General features: G+C 70.4%; 23 protein-coding genes and 1 riboswitch. Of the genes, 13 read left to right on the forward strand and 10 right to left on the reverse strand.

Annotated features, from left to right (window positions below):
* Window positions 1-13 precede the first annotated feature (13 nt).
* Window positions 14-688, reverse strand: a complete 675-nt coding sequence (locus BLT25_RS01280) for a Pr6Pr family membrane protein (protein ID WP_091041151.1) — start codon at window positions 686-688, stop codon at window positions 14-16.
* Window positions 689-915: 227 nt separating this feature from the next.
* Between BLT25_RS01280 and BLT25_RS01285 the strand changes: the two genes are divergently transcribed.
* From BLT25_RS01285 to lhgO, 3 genes are all read left to right on the forward strand, one after another.
* Entirely contained in the window at window positions 916-1,815 is a 900-nt protein-coding gene (locus BLT25_RS01285; protein ID WP_091041153.1) for a patatin-like phospholipase family protein, read from the forward strand.
* Window positions 1,816-1,926: 111 nt separating this feature from the next.
* The gene (locus BLT25_RS01290) at window positions 1,927-2,274 is read left to right on the forward strand and encodes a YciI family protein (protein WP_091041154.1); all 348 of its coding nucleotides are present in this window, start codon (window positions 1,927-1,929) and stop codon (window positions 2,272-2,274) included.
* Entirely contained in the window at window positions 2,271-3,452 is a 1,182-nt protein-coding gene (lhgO, locus tag BLT25_RS01295) for an L-2-hydroxyglutarate oxidase (RefSeq protein ID WP_091041156.1), read from the forward strand. Before BLT25_RS01290 ends, lhgO begins: the two co-directional genes overlap by 4 nt.
* On the opposite strand, the gene def is transcribed toward lhgO, so the two are convergent.
* On the reverse strand, window positions 3,453-4,058 hold the full coding sequence (gene def, locus BLT25_RS01300) for a peptide deformylase (protein WP_091041157.1): 606 nt from the start codon (window positions 4,056-4,058) through the stop codon (window positions 3,453-3,455).
* A 95-nt stretch (window positions 4,059-4,153) separates the two neighbouring features.
* Between def and BLT25_RS01305 the strand changes: the two genes are divergently transcribed.
* The 5 genes from BLT25_RS01305 to BLT25_RS01325 all read left to right on the forward strand — a co-directional run bounded on the left by BLT25_RS01305 (window position 4,154) and on the right by BLT25_RS01325 (window position 8,686).
* Entirely contained in the window at window positions 4,154-5,518 is a 1,365-nt protein-coding gene (locus BLT25_RS01305) for an acyl-CoA dehydrogenase family protein (RefSeq protein ID WP_091041158.1), read from the forward strand.
* Window positions 5,518-6,732 (forward strand): acyl-CoA dehydrogenase family protein, encoded by a 1,215-nt coding sequence (locus BLT25_RS01310; protein ID WP_091041160.1) that lies wholly within the window; start codon window positions 5,518-5,520, stop codon window positions 6,730-6,732. Before BLT25_RS01305 ends, BLT25_RS01310 begins: the two co-directional genes overlap by 1 nt.
* A 19-nt stretch (window positions 6,733-6,751) precedes the next feature.
* A complete protein-coding gene (locus BLT25_RS01315; RefSeq protein WP_091041161.1) occupies window positions 6,752-7,291 on the forward strand; it encodes a nucleosidase in 540 nt (179 codons plus the stop codon).
* 70 nt (window positions 7,292-7,361) lie between these two features.
* A complete protein-coding gene (locus BLT25_RS01320; protein WP_091042367.1) occupies window positions 7,362-7,694 on the forward strand; it encodes a hypothetical protein in 333 nt (110 codons plus the stop codon).
* Window positions 7,695-7,768: 74 nt separating this feature from the next.
* The gene (locus BLT25_RS01325) at window positions 7,769-8,686 is read left to right on the forward strand and encodes a patatin-like phospholipase family protein (protein ID WP_143033610.1); all 918 of its coding nucleotides are present in this window, start codon (window positions 7,769-7,771) and stop codon (window positions 8,684-8,686) included.
* Window positions 8,687-8,728: 42 nt separating this feature from the next.
* On the opposite strand, the gene galK is transcribed toward BLT25_RS01325, so the two are convergent.
* The 4 genes from galK to BLT25_RS01345 all read right to left on the reverse strand — a co-directional run bounded on the left by galK (window position 8,729) and on the right by BLT25_RS01345 (window position 13,128).
* Window positions 8,729-9,889, reverse strand: a complete 1,161-nt coding sequence (galK, locus tag BLT25_RS01330; protein ID WP_091041164.1) for a galactokinase — start codon at window positions 9,887-9,889, stop codon at window positions 8,729-8,731.
* A gap of 45 nt (window positions 9,890-9,934) precedes the next feature.
* The gene (locus tag BLT25_RS01335; RefSeq protein ID WP_091041166.1) at window positions 9,935-10,762 is read right to left on the reverse strand and encodes a hypothetical protein; all 828 of its coding nucleotides are present in this window, start codon (window positions 10,760-10,762) and stop codon (window positions 9,935-9,937) included.
* The gene (locus tag BLT25_RS01340) at window positions 10,749-12,431 is read right to left on the reverse strand and encodes a VWA domain-containing protein (protein WP_091041167.1); all 1,683 of its coding nucleotides are present in this window, start codon (window positions 12,429-12,431) and stop codon (window positions 10,749-10,751) included. The genes BLT25_RS01335 and BLT25_RS01340 overlap by 14 nt, the downstream gene beginning before the upstream one ends.
* Before the next feature lie 121 nt (window positions 12,432-12,552).
* Window positions 12,553-13,128, reverse strand: a complete 576-nt coding sequence (locus BLT25_RS01345) for a LysR family substrate-binding domain-containing protein (protein WP_091041169.1) — start codon at window positions 13,126-13,128, stop codon at window positions 12,553-12,555.
* Window positions 13,129-13,232: 104 nt separating this feature from the next.
* Window positions 13,233-13,296: riboswitch (guanidine-III (ykkC-III) riboswitch) on the forward strand.
* Between the two features lie 41 nt (window positions 13,297-13,337).
* On the opposite strand from BLT25_RS01345, the gene BLT25_RS01350 reads away from it, so the two are divergent.
* Both BLT25_RS01350 and BLT25_RS01355 read left to right on the forward strand, forming a co-directional pair.
* Entirely contained in the window at window positions 13,338-13,622 is a 285-nt protein-coding gene (locus BLT25_RS01350) for a DMT family transporter (RefSeq protein WP_371113314.1), read from the forward strand.
* Window positions 13,623-13,730: 108 nt separating this feature from the next.
* Entirely contained in the window at window positions 13,731-14,414 is a 684-nt protein-coding gene (locus tag BLT25_RS01355) for a TetR/AcrR family transcriptional regulator (protein WP_176883528.1), read from the forward strand.
* Window positions 14,415-14,424: 10 nt separating this feature from the next.
* Here the strand turns inward: BLT25_RS01355 and BLT25_RS01360 are convergent, their stop codons facing one another.
* On the reverse strand, window positions 14,425-15,249 hold the full coding sequence (locus tag BLT25_RS01360) for a cation diffusion facilitator family transporter (protein ID WP_371113318.1): 825 nt from the start codon (window positions 15,247-15,249) through the stop codon (window positions 14,425-14,427).
* A 79-nt stretch (window positions 15,250-15,328) separates the two neighbouring features.
* Here BLT25_RS01360 and BLT25_RS01365 point away from each other — a divergent pair, with 79 nt between their 5' ends.
* From BLT25_RS01365 to BLT25_RS01375, 3 genes are all read left to right on the forward strand, one after another.
* Complete coding sequence (locus BLT25_RS01365; protein ID WP_256328396.1) at window positions 15,329-16,186, forward strand: isocitrate lyase/PEP mutase family protein; 858 nt, start codon at window positions 15,329-15,331, stop codon at window positions 16,184-16,186.
* A gap of 8 nt (window positions 16,187-16,194) precedes the next feature.
* Window positions 16,195-16,956 (forward strand): MOSC domain-containing protein, encoded by a 762-nt coding sequence (locus tag BLT25_RS01370; RefSeq protein ID WP_091041176.1) that lies wholly within the window; start codon window positions 16,195-16,197, stop codon window positions 16,954-16,956.
* A 74-nt stretch (window positions 16,957-17,030) separates the two neighbouring features.
* The gene (locus BLT25_RS01375; RefSeq protein ID WP_091041177.1) at window positions 17,031-18,005 is read left to right on the forward strand and encodes a lipid kinase; all 975 of its coding nucleotides are present in this window, start codon (window positions 17,031-17,033) and stop codon (window positions 18,003-18,005) included.
* A gap of 8 nt (window positions 18,006-18,013) precedes the next feature.
* On the opposite strand, the gene BLT25_RS01380 is transcribed toward BLT25_RS01375, so the two are convergent.
* From BLT25_RS01380 to BLT25_RS01390, 3 genes are all read right to left on the reverse strand, one after another.
* The gene (locus tag BLT25_RS01380; protein WP_091041178.1) at window positions 18,014-18,907 is read right to left on the reverse strand and encodes an SMP-30/gluconolactonase/LRE family protein; all 894 of its coding nucleotides are present in this window, start codon (window positions 18,905-18,907) and stop codon (window positions 18,014-18,016) included.
* Between the two features lie 152 nt (window positions 18,908-19,059).
* A complete protein-coding gene (locus BLT25_RS01385) occupies window positions 19,060-20,247 on the reverse strand; it encodes an ABC transporter permease (protein WP_091041180.1) in 1,188 nt (395 codons plus the stop codon).
* On the reverse strand, window positions 20,244-21,125 hold the full coding sequence (locus BLT25_RS01390; RefSeq protein WP_091041182.1) for an ABC transporter ATP-binding protein: 882 nt from the start codon (window positions 21,123-21,125) through the stop codon (window positions 20,244-20,246). Before BLT25_RS01390 ends, BLT25_RS01385 begins: the two co-directional genes overlap by 4 nt.
* Window positions 21,126-21,127: the final 2 nt, after the last annotated feature.

Genomic DNA, 21,127 nt, shown 5'->3' on the forward strand with positions numbered 1-21,127 from the left:
GGCGCGCCTCTCTCTAAGACACGGCCACCGGCTCGGGCACGTCCCTTCTGCGCCCGACGGCGACGACTCCCCAGGCGACGAGCGTGAACGCCGCCGCGATGCCGGCGACGTAGAACGAGACCACCAGGTAGCCGTCCTGCACGTGCGGGTTGAGGAAGGGGTACGGGTACCACCAGCCTTCGCCGGTGAGAGGGGAGACGACGAGCTCGCCGCGGAGCAGGGTGTAGACCACCCACGCGATCGGCCACGCGATGATGGCCGCGACCGTGGGCCACGGCAGCCGGCGGCGCGGGGGAGCGAAGAGCAGGTCGACGATCAGGAACAACGGGCCGATCAGGTGCAGCACCTCGTTCGCCCACGGGGTCGCGGCGAGCGCGATCCCGCGCAGCAGCAGGTTGTAGACCAGACCGGTGATGGCCATGAACGTGGTGGCCGCCGCGAGGAGCACCGCGATCCACACCGGCTCACGGCTCTTGCGGGTCAGCGCCCAGACCGCGGCCGCGGTCAGGGCCGCGAGGGCGAAGAGATTCGACTGGATCGTGAAGTAGCTGAAGAAGTTCACCAGGACCGTCGCCTCGCTGGAGCCTTCGGCAGGCACCGTGCTCATGGCGTTGCCGAACTCGGTCACCACAGCCGCGAGGATGAGCGCCGCCATGATCAGGCGCAGGATCGACCAGGTCTTCGTCACCTGCTCACCGTAGAACCACCGCTCACCGATCGTGGCGGATTTCGGGGTGAGCCGCGTCGGTGTCGCGTGGTAGCGTCGCGGCGATCGTGATCCGACAGCAGGAGGTGAGTCCCGTGCAGGCAGTGTCCACAGCGGGTGCTCCCCGCCGCCCACGATCGCGAGACTGAGGCCGGATCCGGGCCGAGTCGCAGGGAGCGCCGACAGAGAACTCCCGAGAGGCGACTCCCATGAACAACACCACGACCCCAGGGCCAGCGCACACATCTGAGCGCGCACTGGTCCTCGGTGGCGGCGGATCGGCAGGCAACGCCTGGCTGATCGGCGTCGTTGCCGGTCTGCTCGAGGGCGGGGTGGACGTGACCGAGGCCGATCTGGTCATCGGCACCTCCGCCGGCGCGACCACGGCCGTCCAGATCAGCGGCTCGAGCCCGTCCGACCTGCTCGCGGCGGTCCTCGCGGCACCGGAGGTGCCGAGAGCACAGCGCGGGCCTCGCCCTGACGGCCCGACCCATCTGGAGCGGACCAACGCCATCATCGCGGCCTCGGCGGACATCGCCGACATGCGGCGCCGGATCGGCGCCGACGCGATCGAGCTCGCCGCGGCCTGGGGTGCGGAGGGCCGTGAGCGATGGCACCGGACGGTCGCCGCCCGGCTGCCCGGCCCGCACTGGCCGAACCGCAACCTGCTCCTCACCGCGGTCGAGGCCGACACCGGTGAACCGGTCGAGCTCGACCGCGACAGCGGGGTCGACCTGGTCGACGCGGTCGCCGCCAGCTGCGCCGGCGGCCCGGCGTACGCCATCGACGGCCGCGACTACATCGACGGTGGCTACCGGCGATCGAGCGAGAACGCCGACCTCGCCGCCGGGTACGGACGGGTGCTCGTGCTCTCGCCCCTCGGCGGCCGGACCCGGCATCCGGCCGCGTGGCGCAGCGAGCTCGCCGCCCAGGTCGAGGAGCTCCGCGCCGGCGGCAGCCGGGTCGAGACGATCCTGCCCGACGCCGACTCGCTCGAGGCGTTCGGCGAGAACATGATGGATCTCTCGACCCGGCCCGCGGCCGCCCGCGCCGGGCATCGCCAGGGTCAGGGCGTCGCCGCGAGACTGTCCGGATTCTGGAGTCGCTAGGGCCGGCACGGCGTACGTTCTTTCTCGGGGACCTGTCGAAGGCGCCCGGATCCGTTCGTGGAGCGAGTAGAGGGTGGCGATGAGCGCTGCCCGGAAACAGGAGGTTGTTCGATGACCAGGTATCTGATCACGTTCCGCGACGAGGCGATGGACTTCCGCGAGGAGGAGGTGGCCGACATCGCCGAGGCATCCTCCGAGATGACCCGTGAGGCCATCGCCGCCGGCGCGTTCGTCTTCGGCGGAGGAATCAAGGGCGGTCTCGAGGACGCGTGGACGGTCGACGAGGCCGGCGTCGTCACCGACGGTCCCTACCCGGAGAGCAAGGAGCACCTCGGCGGCTTCATCGTCGTCGACGTCGACAACCTCGAGGAGGCGCTGATGTGGGCGGGGAAGTGCGCCTCGGCCTGCCGTGCCACCGTGCAGGTCCGCGAGCTCCTCCCCGGGGCCGAGGCACGTTGACCACGACCGGGGTCGTCGGCGGCGGGATCGTCGGGCTGGCGGTGGCGCGCGAGATCCTGCGCCGCCGCCCGGCCGAGACGGTGATCGTCTTCGAGAAGGAGACCAGGCTCGGCTCCCATCAGACCGGCCACAACTCGGGCGTGGTCCATGCGGGGATCTACTACAAGCCCGGCAGCCTCAAGGCCCGGCTCTGCACCCGTGGACGCGATCTGCTCGAGGAGTTCGTGGCCGAGCACGAGATCCCCTACGAGGCCTGCGGGAAGCTCGTCGTCGCGGTGGACGAGTCCGAGATGGGGCGCTTCGACGCGCTGGAGAAGACAGCGACGGCGAACGGCGTACCCGGCCTGCGGCGAGTGTGCCCCGAGGAGATCGAGGAGATCGAGCCGTACGCGGCCGGTCTGGCAGCCCTCCACTCACCGAGGACCGCGATCATCGACTACGTCGCCGTCGCCGAGGCGCTCGGCCGCAGCATCACCGAAGCCGGGGGAGAGGTACGCCTTGGCGAGGAGGTCACCGGCATCGGTCGCGTGACGGGCGGGATCGAGGTCGAGACGCCGGCCGGGCGGACCCGGGTCGATCACCTGGTCGTCTGCGGTGGCTTGGAGTCCGACCGGCTCGGTGAGCTGACCGGAGGTCCGAAGGCGCCCCGGATCGTCCCGTTCCGCGGTGAGTACATGCAGGTCAGTGCGGCGAAGCAGGATCTCGTCCGGGGCATGGTCTATCCGGTCCCCGACCCGCGCTACCCGTTCCTCGGCGTGCACTTCACCCGCCGGGTCAGCGGTGGCCTCGAGGTCGGTCCCAACGCCTTCCTGGCGCTCAGCCGCCGGCGCTACGGTCGGACGTCGCTGACCCCGCGTGATGTCGTCGACACGCTGGCGTGGCCGGGGTTCTGGCGGTTCGCCGCCGAGCACTGGCGCACCGGGTTCACCGAGCTTCGCGGCGTACTGTCGAAACAGGCCTACATGCGGGAGGCTCAGCGCTACGTGCCGGAGATCGGCGCAGCGGACGTGACCCGCGCGGGGCTGGGGCTGCGGGCCCAGGCCGTCGAGCGCGACGGCTCGCTGGTGGACGACTTCGTCATCCACCACGCCGACGGCATCACCTCGGTGCGCAACGCACCGAGCCCGGCCGCGACCTCCAGCCTCGCGATCGCGGAGTACGTCGTCGACCGGATGTGACTACTCGGCGACCGGCCAGGTCGCCGGGAACTCCTTGGCGAGGCGGTCGTGCTCCTTGGTGAGCTTCTTGCGGGCCTTGGCGGAGATGCGGTCGCCGAAGACGGTGCCGTTGGTGTGGTCGGTCTCGTGCTGGAGGCACCGGGCCAGCAGGCCGTTGCCCTCGAAGTGGACCGGCTTGCCGTCGAGGCCGAGACCGTCGACGGCGGCCCAGTCGGGGCGGGCGCAGTCCACGAAGGCACCCGGGAAGGAGAGGCAGCCCTCCAGGTCGACGTCGAGATGGCGGTCCTCGCCCTCGGGCAGGGTCAGGACCGGGTTGCAGACGATCCCGACGGTGCGCTGCCCGGTGGCGTCGGGGCAGTCGAAGACGAAGATGGCGACGTCCTCGCCGATCTGGTCGGCGGCCAGGCCCACGCCCTCGGCGGCGTACATCGTCGCGACCATGTCGGCGGCCAGCTCGGCCAGCGTCGCGTCGAAGTCCTCGACCTGCTTCTTGGGCCGGTGCATGACCGGGGTGCCCCAGCGGGTCATCGGCCGCACCTTCCCGCCCTCGGGCAGGGCGCCGTGGGGCGCGAGCGGAGCACGGGATTCGAGCGAGGAGTCGGCCATGTGCCAAGCCTATAAATAAGTCGTGCGTGGTTTGTTACCGCCATCACCACCCCGAACTGTAGACCGCGTTGTAACTCCAAGTTACAGTTCTACTCATGAGTATCCTCCAAGGCCTACGTGGCGGGCTCGCGAACGGCGTCCCGTCCGGCGAGTCGCGTGATCCGATCGGGTTCGCCGTGGCCGGTCTGCGCAAGCTCTCGCAGAGCCCTGCGCTCGACCGGCTCGGTGTCCGCAAGCAGACCGAGCAGGTCGTCTTCACGGTCACCCGCAGCGGGTTCAAGACGATGGCGGCGACCAGCCGCGCGTTCAAGAAGAAGGGCAAGCAGGGCGCCCCGGGCGTACGCGTACCCAACGCCATCCCCCAGGGTGTCTTCGACCTGACCCCGAGCGAGGACGAGCAGATGCTCGTCGACGTGGTCGCCGAGTTCGCCGCCGAGGTCGTACGTCCCGCCGCTGCCGAGGCCGACGAGGCCTGCGCCGCACCGGACGAGCTGCTCAAGTCCAGCCTGGAGATCGGGCTGCCGATCCTGGGTGTCCCCGAGGAGCTCGGCGGCATCTCCGAGACCCGCTCCGCGGTTGCCGGCACCCTGGTCGCCGAGGCGCTCGCCAAGGGCGATCTCGGTCTGGCCGTCGCCGCCCTCGCGCCCGGCTCGGTCGCTACCGCCCTGGGCCTGTGGGGCACCGACGAGCAGCAGCAGACCTACCTGCCGGCCTTCACCGAAGGATCCGTGCCCGCTGCCGCGTTCGCGCTCAACGAGGACAAGGTCCTCTTCGACGTGCTCTCCCCGTCGACCACGGCCACGAAGACGGCCGGCGGCTACACGATCAACGGCGCCAAGTCGCTGGTCGCCCGCGGTGCCGAGGCCGAGCTCTTCGTGGTCGGCGCCGCCCTGGACGGCAAGCCGGTCCTGTTCCTCATCGAGTCCTCGACCGATGGGCTGAGCATCGAGTCCGAGCCGGCGATGGGCGTACGCGCCGCCTCGCTGACCAAGCTGACCCTGACCGACGTGAAGGTCCCTGCGACCGCTGTCCTGGGCGAGACCGACGGCTCGACCTACACCGAGGCCGTGCGGCTCTCCCGCCTCGCCTGGTGCGCGCTGTCGATCGGCGTCGGCCAGGCCGTCCTCGACTACGTGACGCCCTACGTCAAGGAGCGCGAGGCCTTCGGTGAGCCGATCGCGCACCGCCAGTCGGTGGCGTTCATGGTCGCCAACATCGCGATCGAGCTGCAGGCGATGCGCCTGGTGACCTACAAGGCCGCCAGCCGGGTGGCCCAGGGCATCGACGCGACCCGCGAGATCGCGCTGGCTCGCAAGCTGTGTGCCGACAAGGGCATGCAGATCGGCCTCGACGGCGTACAGCTGCTCGGTGGCCACGGCTTCGTCAAGGAGCACCCGGTGGAGCGGTGGTACCGCGACCTGCGTGCGATCGGGATCATGGAAGGCACGGTGCTGGTCTGATGGCCATCAATCTGGAAGACCCCAAGAAGCTCAAGCCGCTGCGTGAGCAGGTCCACCAGGTCGCGATGAACATGCTGCGGCCGATCTCGCGCAAGTACGACAAGGCCGAGCACGAGTACCCCACCGAGCTCGACATGCTCGCGGCCATGGCCGACGGCCTCGCCGAGTCCGGGCAGGGTGAGGGCGCGGGCGCCACCGGCGTACGCCGTGACTCCAAGCCCGACGACGGCAAGGTCAAGAACGGCGCCAACATGTCCTCGGTCCTCTCCGTCTCGGAGATGTGCTGGGGCGACGTCGGGCTCACGCTCGCGATGCCGCGCCAGGGCCTGGGCAACTCGGCCATCGCGTCGGTCGCCAACGACGAGCAGCACGAGCGCTTCGACGGCATCTGGGCCTCGATGGCGATCACCGAGCCCGGCACCGGCTCCGACTCGGCCAACATCAAGACCACCGCCACCCTCGACGGCGACCACTACGTCCTCAACGGCGAGAAGATCTTCGTCACCTCCGGTGACCGCTCCGACGCGGTCGTGGTGTGGGCGACCCTCGACAAGGAGCTCGGCAAGGCCGCGATCAAGTCGTTCGTGGTCGAGAAGGGCACACCGGGGATGAAGGTCGAGCGTCTCGAGCACAAGCTCGGGATCAAGGCCTCCGACACGGCCACGATCACCTTCACCGACTGCCGGGTGCCTGCGGAGAACCTGCTCGGCAGTCCCGAGATCAACGTCAAGGAGGGCTTCGCCGGTGCGATGGCCACCTTCGACAACACCCGTCCTCTGGTGGCCTCGATGGCGGTCGGCTGCGCCCGCGCGGCGCTCGACTACACCCGAGACCTGCTCGAGAAGGCCGGCGTCGAGATCGACTACGACCGGCCGGCTCACCTGCAGTCGGCGGCCGCGGCCAAGTTCATTCAGCTCGAGTCGGACTACGAGGGCGCCTATCTCCTCATGCTCCAGGCCGCCTGGATGGCCGACAACCGCCAGCCCAACTCCATGGAAGCCTCGATGGCCAAGGCGAAGGCCGGCCGGATGGGCTCGGACGTGACGCTGTCCTGCGTCGAGCTGGCCGGCACCATCGGCTACTCCGAGGGTGAGCTGTTGGAGAAATGGGCCCGTGACTCGAAGATCCTCGACATCTTCGAGGGCACCCAGCAGATCCAGCAGCTGATCGTGGCGCGACGGGTTCTCGGGCTCTCCTCCGCACAGCTCAAGTAGGTCGATACTCTTCGGCATCATGAGCGTTCTCGTGGTGTCAGCGACGAAGGCCGAGGCGGCCCATGTTCCTTCCGGGCTCAAGGTGGTGATCACCGGGATGGGGAAGGTGGCGTCCGCCTCGGCCGTCTCGCGTGTGCTGGCGGCCGACAAGACCATCCGGCAGGTCGTCAACATCGGTTCGTGCGGTGCGCTGCGGGATGGCCACACCGGGATCTACGAGGTCGGGACCGTGCTGAACCACGACTTCTCCTCCGCTGCCATCCGGGCGCTGGGTCACCCGGTCGAGGACGCGCTGGAGGTCGGGGAGTCGGACATCGTCTGCGCCACCGGCGACCTCTTCGTCACCGACACGGTCGTACGCGCCGAGCTCGCCCAGCGCGCTCACCTGGTCGACATGGAGGCCTTCGCCGTCGCCTGGGCCGCTCGTGAGGCCGGTGTCCCCGTACGCATCGTGAAGCACGTCTCCGACAACGCCGACGAGAGCGCCCTCGACTGGGCGAACGTCGTCGACCGCTCCGCGCGAGACCTGGCCGGGTGGCTGTCCGCTCACGTTCTGTGAAAGCGCACCCCTGCCCGGTCGCCGGTGGAAGCATGGGAACGACGTTGCCGCTTCGACCGAAGGGATGCTCATGATCGTTCGCTACTGGCGGGGCTGGACCACTCCCGCGAACGCGGATGCCTACTTCACGGTGCTCACCGAGCAGGTGATCCCCGGGATCGCCGCTCGCGCCATCCCCGGGGTCGAGGGACCGGTCGTCCTGCGGCGGGACCTGGGGGACGAGGTCGAGTTCGCGACGGTGATGACGTTCGCCGACGAGGACGGCGTCGCGGCGTTCGGCGGGGCCGAGGGTGGTGCGGTCGTGCCTGCGGCGGCCCGAGAGGTGCTGTCGCGCTTCGACGAGTACTCGGCGCACTACGAGGTGGCTGCCGGGACCGCAGCCGTCACCCGCCCGAACGTGTGACGTGCGCCCCTGCCCGGGCGTGTCGGAGCGACCCGATGCCACGTGCTACTCCTCAGTAGGATCACAATCCAGGTGTGGACGCATTGCAATCGGGAGTGGTCGAGCTGCTCCGGTCCCGTCTGAGCGGGAACAGTGATGATGAGGCGACGCTGGCTCTCGTGATCGAGGGCGGTGGGATGCGGGGGATGCTGTCGGCGACCATGGCCGCGGTGCTCGCCGACCAGGGGATCGTCGACGCGGTCGACCTGGTGGTCGGCACCTCCGCCGGAGCCGCCAACGCGACCGCGGTCGCGGCCGGGACCATCGGCGCCTTCAGCGAGTCGTACGCCTCGGTCTTCGCCTCGCCCGAGTACATCGGCGCCGGGCGGATGCTGCGGCGCAAGTCGATGGTGGACACCCGCGGGATCACCGCCCGCTCGGCGGAGCTGTTCGAGTGGTCGCTCGCGCTGCGTGAGGGGGCGCCCCGGCTGGCCGCGGTGGCCACCGACGTGGTGACCGCGAAGGCGGTCCCGCTCACCGACTTCACCGGTCCCACCGACCTGACCGACTCGGTGATCGCCTCGAGCCAGCTGCCCCTGGCCGGCGGTCTCCCGGTGACCGTACGTGGCCGCCGCTGGCTCGACGGCGGCCTGGTCGAAGCGGTGCCGGTCGCCTCGGCGGCGGCGCTCGGGGCGACGCACGCGATCGTGCTGGTGACGCGGCCGTTCGGTACGGCGCCGACCTACGGGCCGGCGGACCGGGTCATCGAGCGCTACCTGCGCCGGGTGAACCCGGACCTCGGTGAGCGCTATCGGAGCCGGCCGGAGCGTTACCGCGCCACGGTCGCCGAGATGCGGGCCGGTGACCACGCCGGAGTGCGCACGCTGACGTTCGCGCCCGATGCGGCCGACCCGATCCCGGGTCGGACCGAGACCGACGTCGACCTGCTGCGTGCGGCGCGCGAGGCTGCTGCCGCCACCGCGACCCGGATGCTCACCGAGGTAACTCGGTGAACTCGCACTGACTTCGTGGAGTTCGACGAAGTCAGTGGCTGCTCACCGAGTTAACTCGGTGAACATCGCGCCGGCCGACGGGCTGGCGATCAGGTGCCCAGGAGCGCCATGACCCGCCTCGGCGAAGGCCTTGTCGATGGCCGCGCTGACCGTCTCGACGGCGTCGGTGGGGAGGATCGAGACGATCGAGCCGCCGAAGCCGCCACCGGTCATCCGCGCCCCGTCGGCACCGGCGTCGACCGCGGTCGCGACGGCCAGGTCGAGCTCGGGGACGGAGATCTCGAAGTCGTCGCGCATCGAGGCGTGCGAGGCGGCGAAGAGCTCACCGATCGCGACCCAGTCACCGGCACCCAGCGCGGTCACGGTCGGCTCGACGCGGGCGATCTCGGTGACGATGTGGCGCGCCCGGCGGCGTACGACCTCGTCGCCGAGGGACTCGACCTGGCCCAGCGTGGCCTCGCGCAGCGAGCGCAGCCCGAGATCCGCGGCAGCCTTCTCGCACTGGGCGCGCCGGGAGGCGTAGCCGCCGTCGGTCAGCTGGTGCTTGACCCGGGTGTCGGTGACCAGGATGGTGCGCTCGCCGAGTGCGAGCGGGACGTTGCGGTGCGCACCGGAGTCGAAGTCGATCAGCAGGGCGCCGCCGGCCTCGGCGAAGACGGCGACCGACTGGTCCATCCCGCCGGTCGGCGCCTTGGCGACCTCGGTCTCGGCCCTGATCCCGGCTGCGACGACCGCCCGCTGCAGGTCCTCGTCGAGAGCCCGGCCGGCCACGCCCAGCGCTGCCACCGCGGTGGCGCACTCGACCGATGCCGAGGAGGACAGGCCGGCGCCGAGCGGGACCGAGGACTCCAGGTGCATGTCCAGGCCGCCGCTGACGAGGCCGGCCTCGCGCAGCGTCCAGAGCACCCCCGCGACGTACGCCGCCCAGCCCTCGATCTCCGGGCCGAGCTCGTCGATGTGGCCGGTGAACGGCTCCGGCTCCTGGCCCGATGCGATCCGGATGACGCCGTCGGTGCGCGGCGCGGCCGCGGCGTAGGTGGCGTGGGGGAGGGCGACAGGCAGCACCAGCCCGGCGTTGTAGTCGGTGTGCTCACCGATCAGGTTGACTCGCCCCGGCGCCCTCCCGACCACCGTGGCCTCGGTGCCGAAGGTCGTCCGCAGCGCTTCGGTCGCGCGGGCGGTGAGGTCGGTCGGTTCGAGCATGGTGCAAAGTCTGCCGGGTCCGCGCGCCGCGCGGGGACCCGGGGCTCAGTAGACCGCGATCACCCGGACGGTCGCGGTCCGATCGCCCGTGTCGAGACTGCGGAGCACGCCGACGACGACGACGTTGTCGCGGTGCTCCAGCTCGTCGAAGTCCTCCTGCTTCCCGCGGCTGCCGACGTGCATGGTGATGGTCAGGCCGTGACTCTTCTGCTCCAGCGTCGCGGTGTTGTCGGGGCCGTCGCCGACAGGCGCCGGGACCGCGAGCACGGCTTGGCGCAGGTCGGGGCCGGCCACGTTGAACTGGAGGAACTGGTCGTCGGTGTCGGTCCGCGAGACCAGGGCGGCCACGAGGTCGAGGTCGGCGTCGGGCTCGTGGAGCAGCCCGCGCACCTGTAGTGCGGCCAGCACGTCACCGACGAGGGTCTCGTTGGTGGGCTGCGCCTCCTCGGTGTACTTCTTGGCGATCTCGCGGGCGTACCTCGTCACGGCCTTGACCGGTGGGACGTCGATCCCGGCCTCGGCACCGCCCGAGGAGGTCCTGACGATCTCGCGGAGACGGGAGCCGACCTTGCCCCTGAAGAGCTGGGCGTGGAGCATCGCGACCCGGGTCTCGGAGAGGAAGTAGTAGGTGTGGATCGGCCGCCCCTCGGGTCCCCGGGGCGGGCCGGGCTCGCGGTCGGGACGGGGATCGCGGGAGCCGAGGGTGGCGGCGCCGGAGCCCAGCGCCAGCGCGCCGACCGCGCCGACCGCCCAACCCCACGCGCCGGTGGCGACGGCCGCGCCGGCCAGCGGGACGGCGGCGACGGCTCCGGCGGTGGCCCAGCCGGAGTTGATGATTCTGGTGAGGGTGGACCGGGGCCTACTGGTAGTCACGGATCTCCTGGAAGATCTTGCGGAGGTCGGCGGCGTCCTTGGCGACGACGTCGCGGCCGCCGGTGTGCTCGGCGAAGTCGACCAGCTGATCGATGCCGGCGTCGTCCGAGGTGGCGGCGTCGCCGACGAGCACCACGTAGAGCGGCACCCCGAGGTCGCGGTAGGCCGACTCGTACTTCTTGCTCAGCTGGGCATAGGACTGCCCGCCGTTCTGCTCGCCGTCGGTCATCAGCACGATGGAGGTGGTGGCGCCTTCCTCGGGCGCGGCCTCGATCGCGGCGTAAGCGGCATCGATGGCGTCGTAGTAGGCGGTGCCGCCGTGGCCGGTCAGCTCGCCGACGCGGTCGATGAGGTCGCCGAGCGCCTCGTCACGCTCCGGCTGGTCCGCGACCACGACGGAGCCGAGGGGCCGCGCCTCGTCGGCGTAGGTGTAGACCGAGAGCCGCTCACCCTTGCGGAAGCGTTTGAACTGGCCGCTGATCGAGGTGTCGTCCCCGGCAAGGCCCTCGAAGGCCCGTCGCAGCTGGTTCAGCTTGATCTCGTCCATCGAGGCGGAGGTGTCGAGCAGATAGGTCGTCCGGGTCTTGGGGGCGAACTCGTCGAAGTAGGTGAAGATCAGCTCGTCGATGGTGCCGAGATCGTCAGGCAGCGGGAGCGTCTTGACGTCGTTGTCGGGCACGCCGGGGGAGGGCGCCACGCTCGTGCGACCCGGGCGCCGCCCGCTCGTCTCGCTCAGCTCCTTCTGCACCTCGGCCGTACGCAGCCACGCGACCGCCGTCTCGTACGCCTTCTGCTTCCCGGCGTCGATGAGCGTGACCGGGTAGGTGGCCTCGGTGGTGCCGTCGCTGGGGTAGACGATGTCGAGACCCTCGACCTGCTTCGAGAGCGCCAGCACCTCCGACTCGTAGTTGAAGATCGCGTCGTAGGCCGACGGGTTCTCGCGGAACGTGTCCGAGAGCCACCCCGAGCTGGCCGCGCGGCCGAGCTGGCCGCTGAAGAGCTGGCGCACGTCCTTCTGGATCAGGCCGACGTCCTCGCTCTGCAGAGGCGGCTCGGGGTCGAAGGCGGTGGCGACGCCGGCGAGCGTGGACAGGCCGGAGTTGGAGGAGGCGGGGCTGGTCATCAGGAACCCGAGCTCGCCGTCGGCGGCGCGGCGGGCGATCTCCTCCCAGGAGACGTCGGCGTCGCCGGTCCAGCCGAGCCGGGTGGCGACGTCGTGGTGCACGCCGAGCACCACCGGTGATCGCATGATCGGGTCGGAGGAGGTCAGGTCGTCGGTGCCCTTGGCCGCCAGCGCGAGGCGCAGGTAGTCGTCGGAGGCGAACCAGGCGGCGTCGTAGCGGTCCGGGTCGGCGACGATCGCGTCGGTGGCCTCGAGGGTGCCGATGAACTCCGGCTCGAGCTCGACGTTCGTCTCCTCCTTCAGCCGCTGCACCAGCTTGCTGGGCTTGCAGCGCACCGCAGTGCCGGTCGACTCCTCAACCCTGCTGGTGCTGCCGGCGCACAGCACGTCGTCGAGCTCGGAGCCGGCCGCGACCTTCAGGGTCACCGGGTCTGCCAGCTTGCCGGGATCGCTCCCGGCCGGGAGCACGTTCGCGACCAGGAACCAGACGAGCAGGGCCACCCCCAGACCGCCTGCGACGACGGTCGTCCATCCCGTGCGGTTCACCCGAAACGCCTGCCTTCTGTCTGATCGGGCAGAGTCTAGGGACGTGCGCAGACCGCGCTCCGGGTAATCGGAGCAGGAGAGGCAGATGTCGCCAGGCGTTCACCCGGCATTTGCCGGGCTCTCAGCCGCGAGAGGAGTTGCGCGAGCGGCCGCGGACGATGCCGATGAAGGTCTGCACCCGCTCGTCGTCGTTGTCGATCAGCCAGGCCAGGCCGACGGTGGTGGGCTCGATGCCGGTGACCGGCCGGAAGACGGCGTCCTTGCGGTGGTAGAGCCGGGCGATCGACATCGGCACGATCGCGACCCCGGTGCCGGCCGCGACCGTCTCGACGGCATCCTTCTCGCTCATCGGCGGCCACGACATCTGCTCGGCACTCGGCGTCCAGCCCCCGCGCTCGGGGATGACCAGCTGCTCCTCGGCGAGGTCGTCGAGGGTGACCTCCTCGAGCAGCGAGAGCAGGTGCTCGTGGCCCATCACCGCGACCGGCTGCTCCTCGTAGAGCGGGATGCAGTGGAGGCCGTCGCGGTCCACGGGGAGGCGTAGGAGACACATGTCGAGCTCGCCCTCGCGCAGCAGCCGCTCCTGGTCCTCCTCGGTGACAGGAACCAGCTCGAGCCGCTCACGGCTGCGGTCTCGCCAGGTCCGGGCCCATTTGTCGGGGGTGGCTCCGGTGACGAAGCCGACGGTGAAGGTCACCTGCGCATCCTCCCATCAATCGCCCCTGAATCCCGTGCTGAAGAACGCGGCGTTCCTTGTTGCCGGGAAGTTTCTATCGTGTGACAGGTTTGCTAAGGTCGAAGACGTCAGCCGAGACCGGCTGCCGGACGAGGGAGCCGTACCCGGAGGCGCGACAAGACGGCCGTCTGGAGTGGGTCATGTCCTGGCTTTTTCTTGTTGTATCCGGCGTGCTCGAGGCCGTGTGGGCGCTCGCCCTCGGCCGCACCGAGGGATTCTCGCGGCTGGTTCCCTCGATCGTCTTCGGCGTCGCCCTGATCGGCAGCCTGGTGGGCCTCGCGATGGCCATGCGCACCCTGCCGATCGGCACCGCGTACGCGGTCTGGGTCGGCATCGGCGCCGCGCTCACCGTCGGCTACTCGATGATGGCGGGGGAGGAGGCGATCAGCCCTGTCCGCGTCGTGCTGATCGTCGCGCTCGTCGGCTGTGTCGTCGGGCTCAAGCTCACGCACTGACGGGTTTGAGGGTAGACACGTCCTCTGGCGCTTGACTCTTTCGATATGAGTGCGAAACTTACCCTCTCCCATGTTATCTATCGCACGACAGAAAAAGGCGATGCCACGGTGTCACAGATCTCGCCGCGCCCGGGTCGCGGCCGTCCACGGCTGCTCCCCGGAAAGATCGCGGCGAACCCCCGAGATCAGATCCTCGCTGCCGCTGCCGAGCTCTTCGTGAGCCGCGGCTATGCCGGCACCACCACCCGCGAGATCGCGGACGGTGCCGGGCTGAGGCAGGCCTCCATCTACTACCACTTCGGCAGCAAGGAGGAGATCCTCGCGGTGCTGCTCGAGCGCTCGGTCCAGGACCGGGTCGAGCAGGCCGGGAAGATCGAGGCCGGGATGGGGTCGGTCACGCCCGACGTCGGCCTCTACGCGCTCGCCGTCAGCGACATGAGCGCACTGGTCGCCATGCCCTACAACATCGGCATGCTCTACCGGCTCCCCGACGTCATCGCCTCACCCGTCTACGATCGCTACGGCCATCTCCGCGGTGACCTCGTCGCCGGCTACGGCCGGGCCGCGCAGCGCGCCGCGGGCGAGCGGGTCTCGGCGGCGAGCGGTGAACCCGGCCTCGGCGAGCTGGTCGTGCAGATGGTCGAGAGCGTGGTCAGCCTCCGCCGCGAGGACCGGGTCGGCAGCACGACGGTCGCCACGATCGCCGCGGCCTGCCTGCGGCTGTGCGGGGTCGCCGAGGACGCGATCGAGCAGGCCCGCGAGGCTGCGCTCACCGCACTCGCTCGCGCCTGACCCCCAGCCCTCAGTGCATCCCCGGCTCGTGGGCCAGATGCGTCTCGGGCTCGAGCTGGAAGGTGGAGTGCTCGACGTCGAAGTGACCGGCCAGGCAGGCCTGGACCCGGTCGAGGACCTTCGGTGCACTGCCGTCGACGAAGCACTCCGGGCGCAGGGTCAGGTGGGCGGAGACCGCGGGCAGGCCCGAGGTGACCGTCCAGGCGTGCAGGTCGTGCACCTCGACCACATGGTCGACGTCGAGCAGGTGCCGGCGCAGGTCCTCGACGTCGACCTCCGCCGGCGCCCCCTCGAGCAGGATCCGGCCGCTGTCGCGGAGCAGGCAGACGCCTGCGTACGTCATCAGGGCGACGACCACGAGCGAGGCCACCGGGTCCGCGCGGGTCCAGCCGGTGAGCAGGATGACGATCGCGGCGACCAGGGTGCCGATGAAGCCGTAGAGGTCGGTGAGGACGTGCTGGTAGGCGCCCTCGACGTTGAGCGAGGTGCGGTTGGCGCGTGCCATCAGAGCGGCCGCGAGGATGTTGACGGCGCAGCCGACCAGTGCGACCACGAGCATCGGCCAGCCTTCGGCGTCGGGCGGGTCGATCAGGCGCCGGATCGCCTCCACGGCGACGACCGCGGCGAAGACGAGCAGGGTGATGCCGTTGAGTGCTGCGGAGAGGATCTCGGCGCGCTTCCAGCCGTAGGTCCACTGGCCGTGCGCCGGCCGTGCGGCCAGCCGCATCGCCCACAGGGCCGCCGCGATCGCGCCGACGTCGGTCAGCATGTGGCCGGCGTCGGCGAGCAGCGCGAGCGAGTCGGCGAGGATCGCGACCGTCACCTCGCCGATCAGGAACACACCCAGGAGCGACATCGCGGCGATGAGGTAGCGCCGGTCCGCCGCGGGTGAGATGTGTTCATGATCGTGCCCCATGTTCATCGATCCTAAGCTCGAATTCCGGTTCGCGGCCGCGCCGTCCCGTGGCAGGGTGACCGGCATGTCGCTCGCCGAGAACTTCCTGTCGCTGCACCTGCCCGGACACCCCCTGCTGATGCCGAACGCCTGGGACGCGGGCTCGGCCAAGGTCCTGGCCTCGCTGGGCTTCCCGGCCCTGGCCACGACCAGCAGCGGGTACGCCGCGACCCTCGGCCGCCTCGACGGCCAGGTCACCCGCGACGAGGTGATCGCGCACGCCACCGCGCTGGTCGAGGCGGTCGACGTGCCCGTCTCCGCCGACCTGGAGGCGGGCTTCGCGGACACCACGACCGAGGTGGAGGAGACGTTCCGGCTCGCCGTGGCCGCCGGTCTGACGGGCGGGTCCATCGAGGACTACGCCGGGATCGAGAAGGACACCATCTACCCCGTCGAGCTCGCCGCCGAGCGGGTCGCCGCCGCGGCCGGAGCCGCCGGTGACGGCTTCGTCCTCACCGCCCGGGCCGAGAACCACATCCGCGGCCGCGACGACCTCGACGACACGATCGCCCGCCTCCAGGCCTATCAGGAGGCCGGCGCCGATGTGCTCTTCGCGCCCGGCGTCATCGCCGTCGAGGACGTACGCCGCCTGGTCGAGGCCGTCGACCGGCCGGTCAACGTCCTGCTGCTGCCGGGTGGCCCGTCGGTCCCGGAGCTGGCCGAGGCCGGCGCGGCGCGCATCTCGGTCGGCGGCGCCTTTGCCTTCGCTGCCCTCGGTGCGGTCAAGCGGGCCGCGGAGGAGCTTCTCGGCGCCGGCACGACCGGCTACTCCCAACTGGCGGCCGAGGGCGCGAAGGCGTTTCGCGACGCTGGTTGACTAGCCCCGTGATCGATGAGCTGAAGGTCGTGCGCGCGGGGTTCGCGCCGATCAAGGGGACCAGGCATCTTGCCCGTGACCAGGTGGTGCTCGACGCCCAGGGCGCCGTGGGCGACCGTGGGTTCGCGCTGGTGTCGGTCGACGAGGCCGACCCGGCCCGCGGGCGGGTGCTGCGCACGGTCCAGAACCCGTCGCTGGTCGCGGTGCGCGCCGAGCTGGTCGAGGACCGGCTCGAGGTCGAGCTGCCCGACGGGGAGTCCGTGTCCGCCGAGCCGGTCGTCACCGGGGAGAGCCTCACCTGCGACTACTGGGGCCGCGACGTCGAGCTGGAGCTGGTCGACGGACCCTACACCGCGCTGTTCTCGCGGTGGCTCGGCCGGCCGGTGCGCCTGGCCCGTGCGCGCAGGGGCGACGTCATCTTCGCGGGTGCGGTCACGGTCGTCACCACGGCGTCGCTGCGCGACGTCGCTGGGCAGACCGGCGATGAGCCCGTGGATGCCGCGCGGTTCCGGCCGACGCTCGTGGTCGAGACCGACGAACCCTATGCGGAGGAGTCCTGGCTCGGGCGCGAGGTCCGGGTGGGCGCCGCGACGTTGCGGATCGGCGTGCCCGTCCCGCGCTGCGCCGTGATCGACGTCCATCCGGAGACCGGGGAGCGGGACGTACGGCTGCTGAAGACCCTCGCCTCGCACCGCCCGCTCAACCGGGCCGGCGAGCCGGCGTTCGGGGTCTTCGCCGAGGTGGTCACGCCCGGCGCCGTCGGCCGGTAGCCAGCCACACAGGCCACCCACAGGAACACGCCAGCGCGGACTCAGGTGGAGTGCGTACGCTCCTGAGGGTGGATATGCAATCGCTGTTGTCGCGTGACTCCGTGAAGGTCGCCCTCGTCGTCAACGCCGGCTCACGCCGGGGAGAGCACGCACTGGATTCCTTGGAGGAGAAGCTTCGGTCCGCCGGGATCGAGGACGTCCGCTCCTACGCAGTCCACTCGGGGGAGGAGCTGGAGGCCGCGCTGGACGAGGTGGCCGCCGAGAAGCCGGACCTGTTGGTCATCGGCGGTGGTGACGGCTCGGTGAGCGCTGCCGCTGGCCGCGTCGCCAATACCGACGTCGTGCTCGCCGTCGTCCCGCTCGGCACTGCCAACGACTTCGCCCGCACGCTGGAGCTGGAGCTCGAGCCAGAGGCCGCGATCCAGCAGCTGCTCGAGGGCAAGGTCATCAACGTCGATGTCGGCAGGGCCAACGGACACGCCTATCTCAACGTGGCCTCCTTCGGTCTGTCCGTCGCGGTGACCGAGGCGCTGAGCCCGGGGATGAAGAAGCTGATCGGGCCCGCGGCCTACCCGGTGGCGACGCTGAAGGCCTACCGCGATCACACACCCTTCACCGCACGGCTGGAGTTCCCGGAGGGCGACCACGAGACGGTCGAGTTCGAGGACCTTCTCCAGGTCGCCGTGGGCAACGGCCGCCACTACGGCGGCGGCAACACCGTCTCACCCAACGCCTCGGTCGACGACGATCTCCTCGACGTCTACGCGATCATGCGAGGCAAGCTGAGCGACCATGTCTCCATCGCCCGGCTGCTGAAGAGCGGCCATTTCGTCGAGCACGAGCAGGTGCACCACACCACCACCCGTGCCGTACGGATCACCACCGAGGAGCCGATGCCGGTCAACCTCGACGGAGAGATCCTCACCGAGACGCCGGCCGACTTCACGCTCGAGAGCAACGCCATCCACGTCGCCGTGCCGATGCGCAGTCGCGCCGGCCGTCTCGACGGCCCGCCGCCGGACGCCAGCGACGAGAGGACCGAGGCGTAGACCAGACCCTAGGGGCGCCCGGCCCTCGGCACGTCGACCCGGATGGCCAGCAGCCGTGCCTCGGTGTTGGCCTTGCGCGGCTCCTCGAAGAAGTCGGGTGCGGCGCAGACGTACAGCGTCCTGCCGTCGCTCCCACCCAGCATGCATGCGAAGACGCCGCCGCCCGGCTCGATCTGCTCGAGGATCTCGCCGCCCTCGGCGACCCTGACCAGCCGGCCGAAGACCGCGTCGGCGGTCCACACGGCACCCTCGGCGTCCAGGCAGCAGCCGTCGGGCGCGAGCACCGCATCGCCCATCGCCTCCGCGAAGGCGGTGTGCGTGCTGAGCTCACCGAACTTCGCCCACGTACGCCGGTTGCTCAGCGAGCCGTCTTCCGCGATGTCGAAGGCGCTGATCCGGTTGCCGCAGGTCTCGTCGACGATGAGGGTGCCGTCCTCGGTGATCACGCTGCCGTTGGGGAACCACATGTCGTCGGCGACCTCGGTCACCGTCCCGTCCGGGTCGACGCGCAGCAGCACCGTCGGCGCCACGTCGGCGCCGGCCATGATGTCGAAGCCGAAGTTCCCGACGTACGCCCTGCCCTGCTCGTCCACCACCATGTCGTTGAGGTGGTGGACGACATGGCCGCTGAGGTCGGCATGGGTCACCAGTGATCCGTCCGTCTCGCGTCGCAGGATCCGGCGATCGCGCATCGAGACGACCAGGAGGTGGCCGTCGGGGAGCCAGCCCAGCCCCGACGGCTGCCCCGGCACCTCCGCCTCGACCCGGAGATCCGACCCGTCCTCCTGGGCCGAGTAGACCTTGTGGGAGTAGAAGTCCACGAACCAGATCCGGTCCTGGTGCCACCGCGGGCACTCCAGATAGTGCAGGTCCTCCACAACGGTGGTGATCTCTCGGGCCATGTCTGTGCTCCTCGGGTCGTCGTCGACTGCCCCCATCATGCCGAGAAGTCAGGTACGTCGGGCGAGAAGTCACTGAGGCGAATCGAGATGGCACCTCGGTGCCATCTCGACCGACCGGAGTGACGTCTCGGCCGACGTGGGTGACGGGTCGGCTACTCCTCGAGGCGCCAGGCCGCCTTCAAGGAGAGCTGGCCACCGGTCTGGAGGAGGGCACGGCTGTAGAGACGCTCGGCGAGGCGTACGAGGGCCACGCCGAAGGCGAGGAGCAGGACCACGGCGATGATCGGCTCCCACCAGGCCGCGGTGCCTTCGACCAGGCGCATCGGCATGAGGACCGCGGAGAGCGGTGGGACGTACGAACCGATGACCTCGCCGATGCCGTCGAGGTAGAGGGCGCCGAAGAACATCACCATGAGCAGCATCGTGATCGGCGTGGAGGAGGACTGCAGGTCCTCGGTGCGGGAGGCGAGCGCGCCAGCGACCGCCCACAGGGTCGAGAGCACCACGAAGCCGATCAGGAAGAAGACCACGAACCAGCCGATCGCGCCGGACAGGGCCGGTAGGGCGAAGCTGAAGTCGGTCAGGCTCAGGCCGACGAGCCCGACGGCCACGTAGATCAGCATCTGCCCGACGGCGATGACGGCGTTGCCGATGATCTTGCCGGCGAGCAGCTGCCGCAGCGGTACGGCGGCGGCGATCATCTCCACGATCCGCGACTGCTTCTCCTCCACGACGCTGTTGGCCAGCGTCATCCCGAACATGATCGAGGCGAAGTAGAAGACGATCGCGAGGGCGTACCCGACGATCCACCGAATGGCGCTCAGCTCGCTGTCGCCCTCGATCTGGTCGAACGCGACCTGCGATCCCTCGGTGAGCACGGCCGCCGAGGTGCCGGCCGCCTGGGCGTTGCCGGCGAGGACGATCTCCTGGATCGCCTGATCGACCACGTCGCGAAGGTCGGAGTCGGCCTCCTCGAGGCTGACCAGGGTCCATCCGTCCGAGGTGGCCCGCAGGTACGCGTCGGCCTGCTCCTCCTCGAGCGCCAGCCGGGCGGCGTCCTCGTCGGCGACCTCGACCGGCTCGATGCTCACCTTCTCGTCGATGTCGCTCGCCCGCTCGGCGATGCCCTCGACCATCGCCTCCGAGACCGTGGCGGAGTAGGCGAGGTCGTAGGTCTTCTCGCGGCTCTCGCTCCAAGCGGTGAAGCCGAGCACGCCCACGATGACCGCGAGCATGACCGCGGTGCCGATCAGGGTCGACTTGTCGGTGGCCCGGACCGCGATCTCGCGGCGGGCGACGATCTGCCACACGGGCTGGTTCCTGGTCTTCACCGTGGTCATGCGGTGACCTCCCGGTAGATCTCGGACAGGCGGGGTACGACGCGGTGGAAGTCGAGCACGTTCCCGCGGCTGGTGGCCTCGGTGAGCAGCTTCTGCTCGGCGCCGGGGGAGACGACCTCGATCTCGGCCTCGGGGCCGGAGACGTCACGGACGTGGAGGCCCGGCAGGTCGCGTACCCAACCGGCGTCGCCGTCGAGGACGAGCCGGTAGCGGAGCGCGCTGTCGGCGCGCAGCTCCTCACCCGTCCCCTGGGTGACCACCCGGCCGCGGGCCATCACCACCAGCCGGTCGCACAGCCGGTCGACGAGGTCGAGCTGGTGGGAGGAGAAGACGACGGGTACGCCGTCGCGAGCATGCTCGCGCAGCAGGTCGGCCATCGCGTCGATGGCGTCGGGATCTAGCCCGGAGAAGGGCTCGTCGAGGATCAGCGCCATCGGCGCGGGGACGAGGGCGGCGATGATCTGGACGCGCTGCTGGTTGCCCAGGGACAGCTTCTCCAGCGGATCCTTCATGCGGCCGCCGAGGCCGAACCGCTCCAGCAGCGCGGAGATCTCCCGGCGTGCCTCGGCGGTGGACATACCGCGCAGCCGCGCCAGGTAGACCAGCTGGTCCAGGATCGGCTGCTTCGGGTAGAGACCGCGCTCCTCGGGCATGTAGCCGAACCGGCGCCGGTCCTCACGGGTGACCTCGTGGCCCTGCCAGGACACCGTCCCGGCGTGCGCGGCCAGCACCCCCATGATCATCCGCATGGTGGTCGTCTTCCCGGCACCGTTGCCGCCCACGAACCCGGTGAGCCCACCGGACGGGACCGGGAAGGACACGTCGTCGACGGCGACCATCTCGCCGAACCGACGGGTCAACCCGCTGACCTCGAGCATCG

The sequence above is a fragment of the Nocardioides sp. YR527 genome (assembly GCF_900101045.1).
Classification (GTDB): Bacteria; Actinomycetota; Actinomycetes; order Propionibacteriales; family Nocardioidaceae; genus Nocardioides.

Coding starts and splice junctions, on each gene's coding strand:
- BLT25_RS01375 (WP_091041177.1), top strand. CDS start 17,031: ATGCAATCGCTGTTGTCGCGTGACTCCGTGAAGGTCGCCCTCGTCGTC.
- def (WP_091041157.1), bottom strand. CDS start 4,058: ATGGCCGACTCCTCGCTCGAATCCCGTGCTCCGCTCGCGCCCCACGGC.
- BLT25_RS01365 (WP_256328396.1), top strand. CDS start 15,329: ATGTTCATCGATCCTAAGCTCGAATTCCGGTTCGCGGCCGCGCCGTCC.
- BLT25_RS01385 (WP_091041180.1), bottom strand. CDS start 20,247: ATGACCACGGTGAAGACCAGGAACCAGCCCGTGTGGCAGATCGTCGCC.
- BLT25_RS01310 (WP_091041160.1), top strand. CDS start 5,518: ATGGCCATCAATCTGGAAGACCCCAAGAAGCTCAAGCCGCTGCGTGAG.
- BLT25_RS01390 (WP_091041182.1), bottom strand. CDS start 21,125: ATGCTCGAGGTCAGCGGGTTGACCCGTCGGTTCGGCGAGATGGTCGCC.
- BLT25_RS01380 (WP_091041178.1), bottom strand. CDS start 18,907: ATGGCCCGAGAGATCACCACCGTTGTGGAGGACCTGCACTATCTGGAG.
- BLT25_RS01285 (WP_091041153.1), top strand. CDS start 916: ATGAACAACACCACGACCCCAGGGCCAGCGCACACATCTGAGCGCGCA.
- galK (WP_091041164.1), bottom strand. CDS start 9,889: ATGCTCGAACCGACCGACCTCACCGCCCGCGCGACCGAAGCGCTGCGG.
- BLT25_RS01305 (WP_091041158.1), top strand. CDS start 4,154: ATGAGTATCCTCCAAGGCCTACGTGGCGGGCTCGCGAACGGCGTCCCG.
- BLT25_RS01290 (WP_091041154.1), top strand. CDS start 1,927: ATGACCAGGTATCTGATCACGTTCCGCGACGAGGCGATGGACTTCCGC.
- BLT25_RS01315 (WP_091041161.1), top strand. CDS start 6,752: ATGAGCGTTCTCGTGGTGTCAGCGACGAAGGCCGAGGCGGCCCATGTT.
- BLT25_RS01320 (WP_091042367.1), top strand. CDS start 7,362: ATGATCGTTCGCTACTGGCGGGGCTGGACCACTCCCGCGAACGCGGAT.